This window comes from Thermodesulfobacteriota bacterium (assembly GCA_026415035.1).
Classification (GTDB): Bacteria; Desulfobacterota; BSN033; order BSN033; family UBA1163; genus RBG-16-49-23.
The window spans coordinates 93,543-106,229 of the sequence record JAOAHX010000005.1; the positions used below are offsets into that span (position 1 = coordinate 93,543).

A 12,687-nucleotide genomic window follows, 5' to 3' on the forward strand; every position below is an offset into this window, starting at 1 on the left:
ATGTCTTTCCCGTCCAGATGTCCGGGGAGACGCTGGTTTGCCTGCAAGACCCCTTCCACATCAGCGACAAAACCCTCTTCCTTCCGCCTTCCCTATTTTTCGTGGTCTCCCTCTTTGACGGTCGGCATTCCATCCTCGACATCCAAGCCGAATACCTGAGAAGGTTCGGGGAACTCCTCTATAGGGAGAAGATCGAGGAGCTCATCCATCAGCTCGACGAGACGCTCTTTCTCGAGGGCGAGCGGTTTGAACAGGTCCAGAGGCAGATCGAGCAGGCCTTCAGGGAGGCCCCGGTCCGGGAGGCGATCTTTGCCGGAAAGAGTTATGAGAGGGACCCGGGGAGGCTGAAGGCCCAGCTCTCCTCCTACTTCACCGATCCCGATGGCCCCGGCCCGCTCTCGAAGGGCGAGGAGAAGCGAAAGGTGAAGGGGGTGATCGCTCCCCATATCGATTTTCAACGGGGGGGGACCTGTTATGCCTTCGCCCATCGCGAGCTCTGGAACAGTCCCCTTCCAGATTGTTTCGTCCTCTTCGGAACGGCTCACGGGCCGATGGATCAGCCCTTTGCGCTGACCCGCAAAACCTTTCTCACCCCCCTCGGCCCTCTCGAAGTGGATCGTGAGCTGATCGAGGCCATCCAGTCCCGCTATCCCGAGGACTTGTTCCGAAACGAGGGGGCCCATCGAACGGAACACTCCATCGAATTTCAATGCGTCTTTCTCCGGTACCTCTTTCCTGAACCCACCCCCTTAAGGATCGTGCCCATCCTGAGCGGGTCGGTCCACGAGGCGATCGAGAAAGGAATCTCGCCTTGGGAACTGATGCCGGTTCGGAAATTCCTTGAGGCGTTGAGCGAGTCGGTCGCCTCCCTTAAACGCGAGGTCTGTTATCTTGCCAGCGCCGACCTGGCCCATGTGGGACCTCAATTCGGAGATCCCGAAGGGATCGGGGAGGGGGGGCTCTACCTCCTCGAAAGGGCAGACCTGGAGATGCTCGGCCAGGCGGAAAGGATGGAGGCAGAGGGTTTCTACTCTACCGTGGCGAGGGAAGGGGACCGGAGGCGGATCTGTGGGCTGCCGGCCATCTATGGGATGCTCAAAGTGATGGAGGCAGAAAAGGGAAGGCTTCTCAAATACGGGCAGGCCTATACGCCGGAGACGAAATCCGTCGTCACCTTTGCCAGCCTGGTCTTCTATGGGGGAGGGGCTTAAGGAATCCCGGATTTCGGAATCGGATCCTGCCGGATGGATTCCCTTTTCCAAGAAGGGGGTTAAGAGGGTTTGGTCCGGATCTTCTCCAGGGAGGGATAGAGCTGGGCCAGTTGGGTTTCGATCTCTGAAGGGAGATCGACCTGGAGGCTGAGGATCCTTTCGCGGATGAGGGCCAAGGCCCCCAACCTTTCGGTCACCTCTTTCGGGGTCACCCGACCCAGTCGCTTCGAAAGCTCCTTGACCTCTTCGTTGAGAAATTCGACCAGCTTGAAGACTTCTGAGAGCCTCTTTTGAGCCATCTCGCGAAGGTCCCTCCTGTCTTTGATGGACTCCCTATATCCGATCTAAGCGGGGATTTCAAGGAGCCAGGGGTCTCACGGGTTGATCACGTCCTCGGTCTCAAAGTCCCGAAGGGGGTGCGAGCCCTCCTCGAACCGTTTGATCCATCGATTGACCCGCTCTTCGCCATAAGCGGCTTTCCATTCCGCAAGGATATGTTCCACGGGGATGTCCTCGTAGATCCCTTCCAGCCTCACATATTCCATAAACTTCTGCTTCTCGAGATTGTAGGGCTGAAAGAGCGAGTCTTCTCGGCCATTGAATTCAAGAGGGACCACCTTGTGTCTCAGACAGAGCTCCCGATTGAAGGCCGGGGTGGCTTTGACCCACTTCCCCTCAAGATAGAACTCCACAAATCCGTGCGAGACGAAGAGGTCCGTCCCGAGGAAATCAAGGAGCTGTTGGGTGGCGAGGTGGTTTCGAACGGTCGCCAGACCGACCCGGGAGGGGATGCCGCAGGCCCTTCCGAGGGCGCAGAGGAGGGACGCCTTGGGCACGCAGAAGCTTCTGCCCCTTTTGAGGACAAAACTGGCCCGGTAATGCTCCGGGAGATAGAAAGGAGAATAGGGGTCGTACCGAATACCGTCCCGGACCGCCAGGTAGAGCTTGACCGCCATCTCCACCGGGTCCTTTGACGACCCGATCACCTCCTTGGCGAATCCGATGACGCTCGGGTGGTGACTGTCGATGATCGCGGTGGGGAGGAGAAAACGGAGGTTTGTCTCTCGTTCCATAACCTCAATATAAATGCTTCGACCCCTTCTTTCAACCTCTCGATTAAATCCGGCCAGGAAGGATCGCTCCGATGCCCAGTCCTATTCTGACCCATAGCGCTCCGAGGCAAGTAACTCCCAGGAGGATCAAGACCCAGTAGTCCCTTCCCTTCATCTGGAGTTCGACATAAAAGGTCCGTTTCGCCCTGGGATCGAACCCTTTCGACTCCAGGGACATCGCCAGGAGGTTGGTGTAGCGGATCGCATAAACGAAGAGGGGAACGGCTTGAGGAATGAACTTCCCGAGACGGCGGAAAAGAGGGCCAGACTCCACATCGAGCCCCCTCGAGATCTGGGCCTGGACGATGGTGGCTCCGGCGCCCACGAAGGTTGGAACGAGCCTGAAGGCAGCCGAAAGGGCAAAGGCTATCGGATAAGGAAGCCCCAACCGGATCAGGCCGTGGGCGATCTCTTCATGGCGTGTGGTGGAAAGAAAGATCAGGCCGATGATCACAAAGGTTGAAAGACGAAGGCCCATGGCGAGGCCATAGAGGAGGGCTTCGACGCTGAGGTCAACCCTTCCAAGGGTCCCAAGCGGGGTGGGACCCTTTACAAAGAAGGGCCAGAGGATTGCACTGAAGAGGAAGAGGAGGAGGAGAAGATACCGAAGGCGATAAACCTGTCCGAGCGATCCTGAGAAGAAGGCGAGCAGGATCAGGCCCAGGCTGATGGGAAGCAAAAAGAGGGGATGGTTGAAGCAGAGGCAGAGGATGGACAGTCCTGTCGCCCCGAACATTTTGGTCCGGGGGTCAAGCCGGTGAAGGGGGGTCTCTTGATCGATGTAAAGAAAGAGATTCATTGCTGCCTTTCCTCAGGGCTTTGACGACCGAGGAAATGGGGTCGCCCCATTCCCCTGGCCGAAACTCATGGAGATGGATCGAGACAGGGACCTTGGGATCGTTTTAGCTCCTCCACGATCCCCTCCACGGTGAGGGCTTGGGTCCCCAACCAGTTGCTCAAACGCGCCACGGGAGGAGGCCGAAGGGAGGCCTGTTTCAATCTGGCCTCATCCGCAAAGACCGACCGAGTCTCTCCATCCAAAAAGACGGAGCCCTCTTTCAGGACGATGGTCCGGGTCGCATACTCTGCCGCCACCCCCATCGAATGGGTAATGACGATGATGGTGTGCCCTTTCAAACGCAGCCCCCTCAACATCTCCATCATGCTCTTTTGGTGGAAGTAATCGAGGCCCGTGGTGGGTTCATCGAGGATGATCACGTCGGGACGGGTGGCCAGAACCGAGGCCACGGCCACGCGCTGTCGATCTCCTTTGGTCAGGCTGAAGGGATTCCGCTCCTCGTATCCCTGGAGCCCGACCGTTCTGAGCGCCTCGGTCACGCGTCTCTCGATGGTCCCCGGGGCCTCGCCCAGGGCCTTCAGCCCAAACCCCACCTCCTCCCGGACGGTCCTGGCGAAGATCTGATGGTCGGGGTTCTGGAAGACATAACCGACCAACCGTGCGAGGTCTCGATGACGGTAGCCGGTCGTTGGGCGGCCCCTGACCCACACCCGACCGGAGGTGGGTTTGAGGAGTCCGTTCAGGTGTTTCGCCAGGGTCGTCTTTCCCGAGCCATTCTGTCCAAGGATGGCTACGAACTCTCCCTCTTCGATGGCGAGATCGATGCCTTTCAAGGCCTCGATCGAATGGCGGGGGTAGGTGAATCTCAATCCCTCGACGATCAAGACCGGGGATCCCTTCGGCCCGGAATGGGGGCTTTGGGAGGGCTGATAAGGTTTAGGGGAGGCGAGGTTGGACCTCTCCATGCAGGCGATGGCCTCTTCGACGGTGAGAGGGGTTTCTGGCCACCCCATCCTTTTGAAGAAGTCGACCGTCGAAAGAGGCCCGATGCCGCAGGCCCTGAGCCTCTCTGGGTCTGAGAGGATCTCCTTAGGGGGTCCCTGGGCCACGAGCTCTCCCTCTCTCATCAGCCACACCTGATCGGCCAGAAGGGCGGTCTCCGGCTCATGGTCGACGACGAGGAGGATCCGATTCTGTCTGCGGAGGGTTTCGGCCAGGGAGAGGACGGCTTCCCGGCCCGCCGGGTCGAGATCCGTGGTCGGCTCGTCCATCACAAGGATCTCAGGTTCCAGGGTGAGGACCGACCCGATGGCGAGGCGCTGTTTTTGGCCACCCGAGAGGGTGGCCGGTTCTCGCCTGCGAAGATTCTCAAGACCGATGAGGGGGAGGGTTCGAGCGATGCGGGCTTCGATTTCCTTCCTGGGGAGGCAGTGATTTTCAGGGCCGAAGGCCAATTCGAGTTCCACGTTGGTGGAGAAGAGCTGGGCCTCGAAGTCCTGGAGGACCAGCCCCACGAAGCGGGACATCTCCGCAACCGATCGGGTGGCAACCTCCCTCCCTTTGACCACCACGCGACCCTGGTAATCTCCCCTGAAAAATCTTGGCACAAGACCATTAAAAGAGGCGCAGAGGGTCGACTTCCCTGCCCCACCGTGGCCCATGAGGACGATGAAGCGCCCTTCGTCGATCTCGGCGCAGATCTTAAGGAGCGAGGGGCGATGGCTCCTCTGATAGGTGAAGGAGAGGTTCTCCACGGAGATGGCAGGCCCCATAGGGTCGTTTTGGCCCTTTCTTCGGAAGAGTTACAAGAGGAGGCCCCCCAGGAGGATCGCGGCCGTAGAGATCCAGCCGATCGCCAGGGCGGGAAGGTCGGAGAGCATCCCTCCGGCGATCCCAAAGATCGAGCCGAGGGTTACCAACCAGGCGCCGAGGGGACCGGCCAGGGGAAGGCCGATCTCTTCTTCCCCCATGACCTCCGGCCAAAAGAGGCCGAGTTGATCCTTGACGACGGGGTAGACCGAGAGGAAGAGGGCCAGGCCGATCAGGCTGCCGAGGGTGTCGTTGATGGTGATGATCTTTGAGAGGACGGCATAGGGGACGAGGCCGAGGGTATCGGCAAACGTGCTGATCACGATCGCACAGGAGGCACTCGAGATATAAGCGATGAGGAGGTAACTCGTCCAGCTCCGCCAGCTCCCCTTTCTCCATTCCCGCGAGGTCTCGGCGAAGGGGACGAGGGTCGTCCAGAGGGTATAGGGAAGATAACCGAGGAGGAAGTTCCCCACAAACCCTCCGATCGAACCGGGGCCGAAGGTCCCTCCGAAGAGATCTCCGAGGAGGTTTCCAAAGGCCGTGCCCCAAGCCCCAGCCGGGCCGAAGAGCAGGCCGAAGACCATCGGAAAGATATTGGCCACCCTCACCTCCGTGAAGCCCGGGATGAGGGGGATGGCGGTCTTGAAGGCGAGGAGGGCGGCCGAATAGATGGCTGCGCAGACCGCTACCAGAAGGATCATCCGGGTGTTGTGCCACATGGTCCATGCCGCTTTCATCGGGCCTTTGCTTCCTCCTTCTTCCCGATTCCGATGGGGTAAAGGATATCAAATCGCTCTGGGAAAATCAATGCGAAATCCCTCGGGATGCGATTGAGATTCTCCTCAAGTTATGATATGAGGAGATGATGTCATCCTCGGAGGGAGGGGAGGAAGATGGGAGAGATCCTTTCCTTGCGAAGTTCGAAACGCACGGAGTTCATCGAGATCACCCGGCAAGTGGCAGAGATCGTCCAGAGGTCGGGCGTCAAGGAGGGGATTTGCTGTCTCTACGTCCCCCACACGACCGCGGCCGTCACCATCAATGAAAATGCCGATCCGAGCGTTCCAAGAGACATCCTGATGGCCCTCAACAAGATCGTCCCCTTCGAAGACCGCTACGAACATACCGAGGGGAATGCGGCAGCCCATATCAAGTCGAGCCTGATCGGTTGCTCCCAAACCCTCTTGATCGAATCAGGCCGGCTGCTGCTCGGGACCTGGCAAGGGATCTTCTTCTGTGAATTCGATGGGCCCCGCAGCCGACAGGTTCATGTCAGGGTCGTGGCCAGTGGCCCGATCGAACGACATGGCCAGGGGTGAATCTTCCGGCGCGGCGAACGATGATCCTCGAAGATCTTTGCGATCAGGTGCGGAGGGTAGTCGAGGGAGAGCCCCGGCTGATTCAGCTCCCCTCCGAAGGGAAGGTCGTCTTCGTGGGAGATACCCATGGGGACCTGGAGGCCTCCGAGAGGGTGATCGATCGTTACCTGAGGGAGCCTTACCGGATCGTCTTCTTAGGAGATTATGTCGATCGGGGAGACGACTCGGAAGGGAATATTCAATTCCTGTTCCGGATGAAACGGGACCATCCCGAGGAGATCTTTCTCCTGGCCGGCAATCACGAAGGGTTTATGACCAAACCCCTCTACCCGGCCGATTTCTGGGAATCCCTCCCGGCGAGGAAGAGGAGGCTCTATGACCAGGTCTTCTCCGCCTTGCCGCTCTGTGCGACCTCCTCCAACGGGGTGATCGCCCTCCACGGCGCCCTTCCGGATTTAAGGGTTCTGGAGGAGCTGAACCGGATCGAATGGGGGGACTCGAACTGGGACAGGATCGTCTGGGGCGATTTCGTCGAGGCCGGAGGGGATTTTCTCGGCCAGCCCTGGGGGAGGCCCCAATTCGGGGGAGACTATTTCTGCCGGCTCATGGAAAGGTACCAAAAGCGGTTGTTGATCCGTTCCCATCAACCCAACGCTCCTACCTTGATGTTTCAAGACCGCTGTATTACGATTTTTACCTCCCGCGCCTATCCCCTGGCGAGGACGATCGTGGTGGCCGACATGGAAAAGGAGATACGGGGGGCAGGCGATGTCAGGATCGAGAGGATCTGACCGCCTTAGGGTTTCTCCCTATCTCAGGGAGGCTTGAGCCTCGATCGGGGCTCGATTTGAACAGGGAGAAGGCGGAGGGTTGAGGAGGGGATTTTTGCCTTGGTACGAATCGTTTCCTTCGATATGGACGGGACGTTAGTGGATCCAGAATTTACCGATTGGGTCTGGCTTCACGGGATCCCCGAACTTTATGCCCGAAAGCATGGCCATAGCTTCTCCGAGGCCAAGGCCCTTGTGGTGGAGGAATATCGGAAGGTGGGCGAGGCTGCGGTGGAGTGGTATGACATTCAATACTGGTTCCGAAGGTTTGAGCTCGAGGAGGATTGGGAGACCTTGATGAGGCGATATGCGGACAAGATCATCGCCTATGAGGACAGCCATCCCACCTTGGAGCGCTTGAAGGGGAGGTATTCCCTCATCCTCTCCTCGAATGCTGGCAGGGAGTTCATTCAGATCGAGATGGAGGTGGCCGGCCTGAAGAACTACTTCGAACATCTCTTTTCCGCCACCTCGGACTTCGGGGTGGTGAAGAAGACCCCTCAGTTTTACCTAAGGATCTGTGAGATCCTCCAGGTCGAGCCCAACGAGATCCTCCATGTCGGCGACCACTACGAATTCGATTATCTCATCCCCCGCTCTGTGGGCATTCAGGCCTACTTTCTGGACCGCGCCGGAAAACAGGACGGAGACTCGGTCCTATCGGATTTGAGAGAACTCGAAAGAAGGCTTCCCCTCCGTTCCCCTTAACCCCCCTCCCCTCCAAAGCGAGATTGAAAGGGCAATCCCCTTTATGGTAGGATTCTGAGCGGAGCGTCAAAAGGAGGAAGAGCGGATGGCATCGAGCCCGAGGATTTTGGTGGTCGATGACGAGGCGATCGTCTGCGAAAGCTGTCAGAGGATCCTCGAAGACGAGGGGTTGGAAGTGGAGACGGCCCTGAGCGGGGCCGAGGCCTTCGCCAAGATGAGGGAGAATCCCTACGATATCGTCATCACCGACCTGAAGATGCCGGGCATCGACGGAATGGAGGTCCTCCGGACGATCAAAAGGGAGTATCCGGATACGATCGTGATCATGATCACCGGCTTTTCGACCGTGGAGACCGCGGTGGAAGCCATGAAATTGGGTGCCTTCGACTACATCCCCAAACCCTTTACCCCCGACGAGGTCTCCGTCGTGGTCAAAAAGGCGATCGAGCAGAAGAAGCTCCTGCTCGAGAATGTTTATCTCCGACAGGAACTCCAGGAAAAATACGGGTTTCATAATATCATCGGGAAAAGCAAAAAGATGCAGGAGATTTACCGGATCATCGCCAAGGTGGCTCCCACCGACAGCACGGTCCTCATCCACGGTCAGAGCGGGACGGGCAAAGAACTGATCGCCAGGGCAATCCACTATAACAGCCCCCGACGAGACAAACAGTTCGTGACCGTCGATTGTGCCGTCCTGGCCGAGAATCTCCTCGAGAGCGAGCTGTTCGGCCATATCCGGGGCTCGTTTACCGGCGCGGTGACGACCAAACCCGGCCTTTTCGAGGTGGCCGATGGAGGAACGCTCTTCCTCGATGAGATCGGCAACATCAGTTTGGCCATCCAAGCAAAACTCCTGAGGGTGCTCCAGGAGAGGGAGTTCACGCCCGTCGGGGGCACCAAATCCAAAAAGGTCGACATTCGCCTCATCGCGGCCACCAATAAAGACCTGGAAAAGATGATCCAGGAGGGGACCTTTCGGGAAGACCTCTATTATCGACTGAACATCGTCCCGATCTTTCTTCCCCCCTTGAAGGAGCGGCAGGAGGATATTCCCGCCTTGGCCATGCATTTTCTCAAAAAGTACTCTGAGGAGATGGGAAAGTCGATCAAGGGGTTTACTCCGGAAGCGATGGAGAGGCTCATGAAATACCCATGGCCTGGCAATGTCCGGGAGCTCGAAAACGTGATCGAACGCACGGTGGTGATGATGGACGAAGAGATGGTTCGAGTAGAGCATCTGATCCTGCCGGGCCAGAAAAGGGCAGAGGAGATCGAGCGCATCCCGATGACGAGCGAAGAGTTGAAGGAGATCAAGAAGCAACTGAGGGAGAAAGCGGTGGAGGAGGTCGAAAGGGCCTTTGTGATCAAGGCCCTCGAGAGGAACCAATGGAATGTGACCAGGGCCGCAGAGGAGGTGGGGATGTTACGGCCCAATTTCCAGGCGCTGATGAGAAAATATGGTTTAAGAGTCCGGGAAGACTAAGGCAATAAATATTCCCGTCGAGACTGTCCCGAAACATAGGCATGATCGGAAGAGCTTGAACCGGTGTCTGATTTCTTTAAATGGCTGATTATGGGTTGGTCATTTGTGGTGGTCGGGATAGCGGCCTTAGGCCTTGTCCTCATTGTTAAGTATGGGGAGATCAAAAAAATTGAGACCGATGATGTAACTCTCTGTTTTATTATTACTTTTTTCTGTTGGCTCATCCCCATCATCGCCTTTTCCATCCTCGCCAGGACGCTCGGCTTTTAAAGTCTTTTTCATCAGGATTTTTAGGCGCAAAGATTGTATATTTTTTTTATTTTTAAAAAAAGATAAAAGATTATGGAAAAATTACCCCATTTTTGTTCAGAATTTCTCAAATTGATGTATAATAATTTTATACATAATGGCGTGGATGGGTATTCCGGGTACCAATTAAATATTTAATAAAATCAAAATGTTAAATCTGAAAGAGAAGTAAATTTAAGGTTGGCATTTGAAATGCAAAAAAATTTTAAAAAACGAGGAGGCCTTTAAGATACCTCCGGCCAACTCGGGATCGAGACGAATAGGCCTTCAAATTGGTAGGAAAGGAAGGGTGGCAAGGTGAAAAGAGTTTTTGGATTACTCTCCCTCATGCTCGTGTTCGGCCTCTCCCTCTTTACGCTTGGAATTGCCCATATAGGGGGAATCAAAGGTGTGGGGCTGATCGGGATGTGGTTCTTTTATACTTTTGGCACGATCATCGTCTTAGCCCAGTTGATTCCGGCGGGCATTGTTCTGTTCGGGTTCATCGCAACCGGCATCTCTTCATATAGGAATAGAGAAGAAAGGCCAGTACCGGTGGTTTAAGCTCCCCCGAAGCTCCTTCCTCCTCTGGAACCAAGGATGGTGGGGGTTGGTCCGGGTCAAATTGGAATGGGCTTTTGAGGGGAGGATCCGATCCAGGGATGAGCGATGAAGTCAAACATGATCCTCATTGCCTATCAGGATGATTTAGGCCTCCGTTCGCTGACCACCTTTTTCCACGGCCTTGGTTATAGGATTGAAACGGCAAGGACCATCAGCGAGATGATCCCAAAAGTCAGAAAAGGGAAGAGCGATGTCCTGCTCTTGGACGACGAGTTGGAAGGGGTGAAGGCCTTCGATCTGGTTCCCCTCTTGAAACATATTCGGCCGAGACTCCAGGTGATCGTCGTCTCTTCCGAGACCTCCCTGGAGAAGGTGAAGCGACTCAGGGAGGCGGGGATCTTCTACCACGCAACGAAGCCGATCGATCTCGAAGAGGTGAGGTCCGCGGTGGGTTGCGCCTTTGAGAAAATCGAAAGGGAAGGCCTGAAAGCAAGAGGTATTCCTTTTTGGGTCCCAGGGAGGGTTCCAGCATGAGGTGGAGATCATTTAAATCTGGAGGGGTCCTGGTGGGGTTTCTCCTTTTTGCCCTTTTCGGGGTGGGCATGGGAATGGCTTGGGGAGAGAACGCCAAGTGTTTAACGTGTCATCGGGATGAGCGATTGGTCAAAACCGATGCGCGAGGCAACAAGATCGCCCTCCATCTCAACGAGGAGGAGTTCAAACGGAGTGTCCATGGAAAGCTCGCCTGCACCGACTGCCACACCCGAATCGTGGACGGGACGCATGCCAAAAAAGGGGTCAAAGAGGCGGATCGAAAGGTGGACTGTGGGGCCTGCCATGAGGCCTCGGAGGCTTTATTCAAGACGAGCGTCCACAGCACGAAGGCCAGCATCGCCTGCAAAGAATGTCACGGATACCATTATATGAGGCCTTTGACAGATCCGAAATCGACCACCTACCGGACCAATCTCGTTCAAACCTGTGGCGCCTGCCATGCTGAGGAGAGCAAGCAATTCGCCGAAAGCGTCCACGGGGTTGGCCTCTCGAGGGGGAGGCCCAACCATCCCACCTGCACCACTTGCCACGGCACCCACGGGATTAAGCCCAGGACCGATCCCGATTCCGCCGTCCATGAGAGAAAGATCGCCATCACCACCTGTCCCCAATGTCATGCCGCTGAACAGATCACGAGGGAGTATCGGTTCACCACGAAGCCGGTCAAATCCTACTACGACAGCTTCCATGGCCTTTCTTATCGCGGGGGCGACACGTTCTCGGCCAACTGTGCCAGCTGCCATGGGGTCCACGATATCCGTCCGTCGAGCGACCCCAAATCCATGGTCCACAAGGATAACCTCCAGAAGACCTGCGGAAGTTGCCATCCCGGGGCTTCTGTCAATTTTGCAAAAGGCAAGATCCATACCCTTCCTGACATCAAGGAAGGCGATTTCGGCGAAAAGGTCCTCGGGTGGGTGAGGGTCGTCTATATTGTCTTGATCGTGACCGTCCTCGGAGGGATGCTCTTCTTCAATTTCACCGACTGGTTGAGAAAGACGATTGACCGAAGACCGAGAGATTAAGGAGTTTGGGCCATGGGAAGAAGATACCTACGCATGACCTTAAATGAAAGGATTCAGCACCTCAATTTGGCCATCAATTTTACGATCTTGGTCATCACCGGCTTCGCCCTGAGATTCCCGGAGGCCTTCTGGGCATCACCCATCACGGATGTCCCTATGGGAATGACCTTTCGGGGTTTCCTCCATCGCCTCTCCGGGGCCGCGATCGTCACCCTTGGAGGGTACCACCTCCTCTATTTGGCCTTCACCGAGAGGGGGAGGAGAATCGCCCTCGATATGATCCCCACTTTCAAGGACCTCCAGGACCTCTGGGAGACCCTGAAGAATAATCTCTTCATCAACCGCCCCCCAAAAGAGATCAAGATGGGCCGGTTCAACTTCAGAGAGAAGTTAGAGTATTTCGGGTTGATCTGGGGGACGATCGTCATGACCGTGACCGGGTTCATCCTCTGGTTCAAGGAGGAGTGGCTCCGGTTCTTCCCCCTTTGGACCTTTGAGGTGGCCCGGGCCATCCACTTCTACGAGGCCATCTTGGCCACCTTCACCATCCTCATCTGGCATTTCTATTCGGTCATCTTAAACCCCGATGTCTATCCGATGAACTGGGCCTGGATCAACGGCTACCTGACTGAACACGAGATGGAACTGGAGCATGGTCTGGAACTGGAGCGGATCAAGGCCGAGGAGAGACGGAGATGGCTCTCCCTTGATGAAGGAGGAAAGGGGGGAGCAAACGTCTACCCCCTCCACCAGGAAAAGAGACAGAAATTTTCGATCAAGACCCTTTACGGCGTCGTCCAACACCTCAATGAGTCGATCAAGAACTGGAAAGGGATGTGAGCCTCGCCCTACATGGGCATGAGAACAGGACGGAGGAGGTGACCTTCAGTGAAATTGAAAGATGGCCTTAAAGGACGTTATGGGCCCTATCCGAAGCGAAAGGGGAGAAGAAGACAGCCTTCCCAAGAGAGTGGCTAC

15 protein-coding genes are annotated in these 12,687 nt (G+C 56.3%); 9 read left to right on the forward strand and 6 right to left on the reverse strand.

All coding sequences use genetic code 11. From position 1 onward, the window contains the following. Window positions 1-17: 17 nt before the first annotated feature. The gene (amrB, locus tag N3G78_04915) at window positions 18-1,211 is read left to right on the forward strand and encodes an AmmeMemoRadiSam system protein B (GenBank protein MCX8117260.1); all 1,194 of its coding nucleotides are present in this window, start codon (window positions 18-20) and stop codon (window positions 1,209-1,211) included. A gap of 59 nt (window positions 1,212-1,270) precedes the next feature. Here amrB and N3G78_04920 read toward each other — a convergent pair whose 3' ends face one another. The 5 genes from N3G78_04920 to N3G78_04940 form a co-directional block, all read right to left on the reverse strand. Beyond that, on the reverse strand, window positions 1,271-1,510 hold the full coding sequence (locus tag N3G78_04920; GenBank protein ID MCX8117261.1) for a hypothetical protein: 240 nt from the start codon (window positions 1,508-1,510) through the stop codon (window positions 1,271-1,273). A gap of 75 nt (window positions 1,511-1,585) precedes the next feature. After that, window positions 1,586-2,284 (reverse strand): transglutaminase-like domain-containing protein, encoded by a 699-nt coding sequence (locus N3G78_04925; GenBank protein ID MCX8117262.1) that lies wholly within the window; start codon window positions 2,282-2,284, stop codon window positions 1,586-1,588. Between the two features lie 43 nt (window positions 2,285-2,327). Further along, complete coding sequence (locus N3G78_04930) at window positions 2,328-3,122, reverse strand: energy-coupling factor transporter transmembrane protein EcfT (protein MCX8117263.1); 795 nt, start codon at window positions 3,120-3,122, stop codon at window positions 2,328-2,330. Window positions 3,123-3,187: 65 nt separating this feature from the next. Then, window positions 3,188-4,894, reverse strand: a complete 1,707-nt coding sequence (locus N3G78_04935) for an energy-coupling factor transporter ATPase (protein ID MCX8117264.1) — start codon at window positions 4,892-4,894, stop codon at window positions 3,188-3,190. A 30-nt stretch (window positions 4,895-4,924) separates the two neighbouring features. Further along, window positions 4,925-5,671, reverse strand: coding sequence for a QueT transporter family protein (locus N3G78_04940; GenBank protein ID MCX8117265.1), 747 nt, complete (start codon window positions 5,669-5,671; stop codon window positions 4,925-4,927). 156 nt (window positions 5,672-5,827) lie between these two features. Here N3G78_04940 and N3G78_04945 point away from each other — a divergent pair, with 156 nt between their 5' ends. The 4 genes from N3G78_04945 to N3G78_04960 all read left to right on the forward strand — a co-directional run bounded on the left by N3G78_04945 (window position 5,828) and on the right by N3G78_04960 (window position 9,277). Then, window positions 5,828-6,253, forward strand: a complete 426-nt coding sequence (locus N3G78_04945; protein MCX8117266.1) for a secondary thiamine-phosphate synthase enzyme YjbQ — start codon at window positions 5,828-5,830, stop codon at window positions 6,251-6,253. A 20-nt stretch (window positions 6,254-6,273) separates the two neighbouring features. Continuing rightward, a complete protein-coding gene (locus N3G78_04950) occupies window positions 6,274-7,044 on the forward strand; it encodes a metallophosphoesterase (GenBank protein ID MCX8117267.1) in 771 nt (256 codons plus the stop codon). A 99-nt stretch (window positions 7,045-7,143) separates the two neighbouring features. Next, complete coding sequence (locus tag N3G78_04955) at window positions 7,144-7,791, forward strand: HAD family hydrolase (GenBank protein ID MCX8117268.1); 648 nt, start codon at window positions 7,144-7,146, stop codon at window positions 7,789-7,791. An 85-nt stretch (window positions 7,792-7,876) separates the two neighbouring features. Then, window positions 7,877-9,277, forward strand: a complete 1,401-nt coding sequence (locus tag N3G78_04960) for a sigma-54 dependent transcriptional regulator (GenBank protein ID MCX8117269.1) — start codon at window positions 7,877-7,879, stop codon at window positions 9,275-9,277. A gap of 126 nt (window positions 9,278-9,403) precedes the next feature. On the opposite strand, the gene N3G78_04965 is transcribed toward N3G78_04960, so the two are convergent. After that, window positions 9,404-9,559: a hypothetical protein gene (locus N3G78_04965; GenBank protein ID MCX8117270.1), complete on the reverse strand. Its 156-nt coding sequence runs from the start codon at window positions 9,557-9,559 to the stop codon at window positions 9,404-9,406. A gap of 324 nt (window positions 9,560-9,883) precedes the next feature. On the opposite strand from N3G78_04965, the gene N3G78_04970 reads away from it, so the two are divergent. The 4 genes from N3G78_04970 (at window position 9,884) to N3G78_04985 (ending at window position 12,549) form a co-directional block, all read left to right on the forward strand. Beyond that, a complete protein-coding gene (locus N3G78_04970; protein MCX8117271.1) occupies window positions 9,884-10,129 on the forward strand; it encodes a hypothetical protein in 246 nt (81 codons plus the stop codon). 105 nt (window positions 10,130-10,234) lie between these two features. Next, entirely contained in the window at window positions 10,235-10,663 is a 429-nt protein-coding gene (locus tag N3G78_04975) for a response regulator (GenBank protein MCX8117272.1), read from the forward strand. Further along, window positions 10,660-11,709, forward strand: coding sequence for a hypothetical protein (locus N3G78_04980; protein MCX8117273.1), 1,050 nt, complete (start codon window positions 10,660-10,662; stop codon window positions 11,707-11,709). Before N3G78_04975 ends, N3G78_04980 begins: the two co-directional genes overlap by 4 nt. A 12-nt stretch (window positions 11,710-11,721) precedes the next feature. Continuing rightward, the gene (locus tag N3G78_04985; protein MCX8117274.1) at window positions 11,722-12,549 is read left to right on the forward strand and encodes a cytochrome b/b6 domain-containing protein; all 828 of its coding nucleotides are present in this window, start codon (window positions 11,722-11,724) and stop codon (window positions 12,547-12,549) included. The last annotated feature ends 138 nt before the right edge of the window (window positions 12,550-12,687 follow it).

Coding starts and splice junctions, on each gene's coding strand:
- amrB (MCX8117260.1), top strand. CDS start 18: ATGTCCGGGGAGACGCTGGTTTGCCTGCAAGACCCCTTCCACATCAGC.
- N3G78_04920 (MCX8117261.1), bottom strand. CDS start 1,510: ATGGCTCAAAAGAGGCTCTCAGAAGTCTTCAAGCTGGTCGAATTTCTC.
- N3G78_04925 (MCX8117262.1), bottom strand. CDS start 2,284: ATGGAACGAGAGACAAACCTCCGTTTTCTCCTCCCCACCGCGATCATC.
- N3G78_04930 (MCX8117263.1), bottom strand. CDS start 3,122: ATGAATCTCTTTCTTTACATCGATCAAGAGACCCCCCTTCACCGGCTT.
- N3G78_04935 (MCX8117264.1), bottom strand. CDS start 4,894: ATGGGGCCTGCCATCTCCGTGGAGAACCTCTCCTTCACCTATCAGAGG.
- N3G78_04940 (MCX8117265.1), bottom strand. CDS start 5,671: ATGAAAGCGGCATGGACCATGTGGCACAACACCCGGATGATCCTTCTG.
- N3G78_04945 (MCX8117266.1), top strand. CDS start 5,828: ATGGGAGAGATCCTTTCCTTGCGAAGTTCGAAACGCACGGAGTTCATC.
- N3G78_04950 (MCX8117267.1), top strand. CDS start 6,274: ATGATCCTCGAAGATCTTTGCGATCAGGTGCGGAGGGTAGTCGAGGGA.
- N3G78_04960 (MCX8117269.1), top strand. CDS start 7,877: ATGGCATCGAGCCCGAGGATTTTGGTGGTCGATGACGAGGCGATCGTC.
- N3G78_04965 (MCX8117270.1), bottom strand. CDS start 9,559: ATGAAAAAGACTTTAAAAGCCGAGCGTCCTGGCGAGGATGGAAAAGGC.
- N3G78_04975 (MCX8117272.1), top strand. CDS start 10,235: ATGAAGTCAAACATGATCCTCATTGCCTATCAGGATGATTTAGGCCTC.
- N3G78_04980 (MCX8117273.1), top strand. CDS start 10,660: ATGAGGTGGAGATCATTTAAATCTGGAGGGGTCCTGGTGGGGTTTCTC.
- N3G78_04985 (MCX8117274.1), top strand. CDS start 11,722: ATGGGAAGAAGATACCTACGCATGACCTTAAATGAAAGGATTCAGCAC.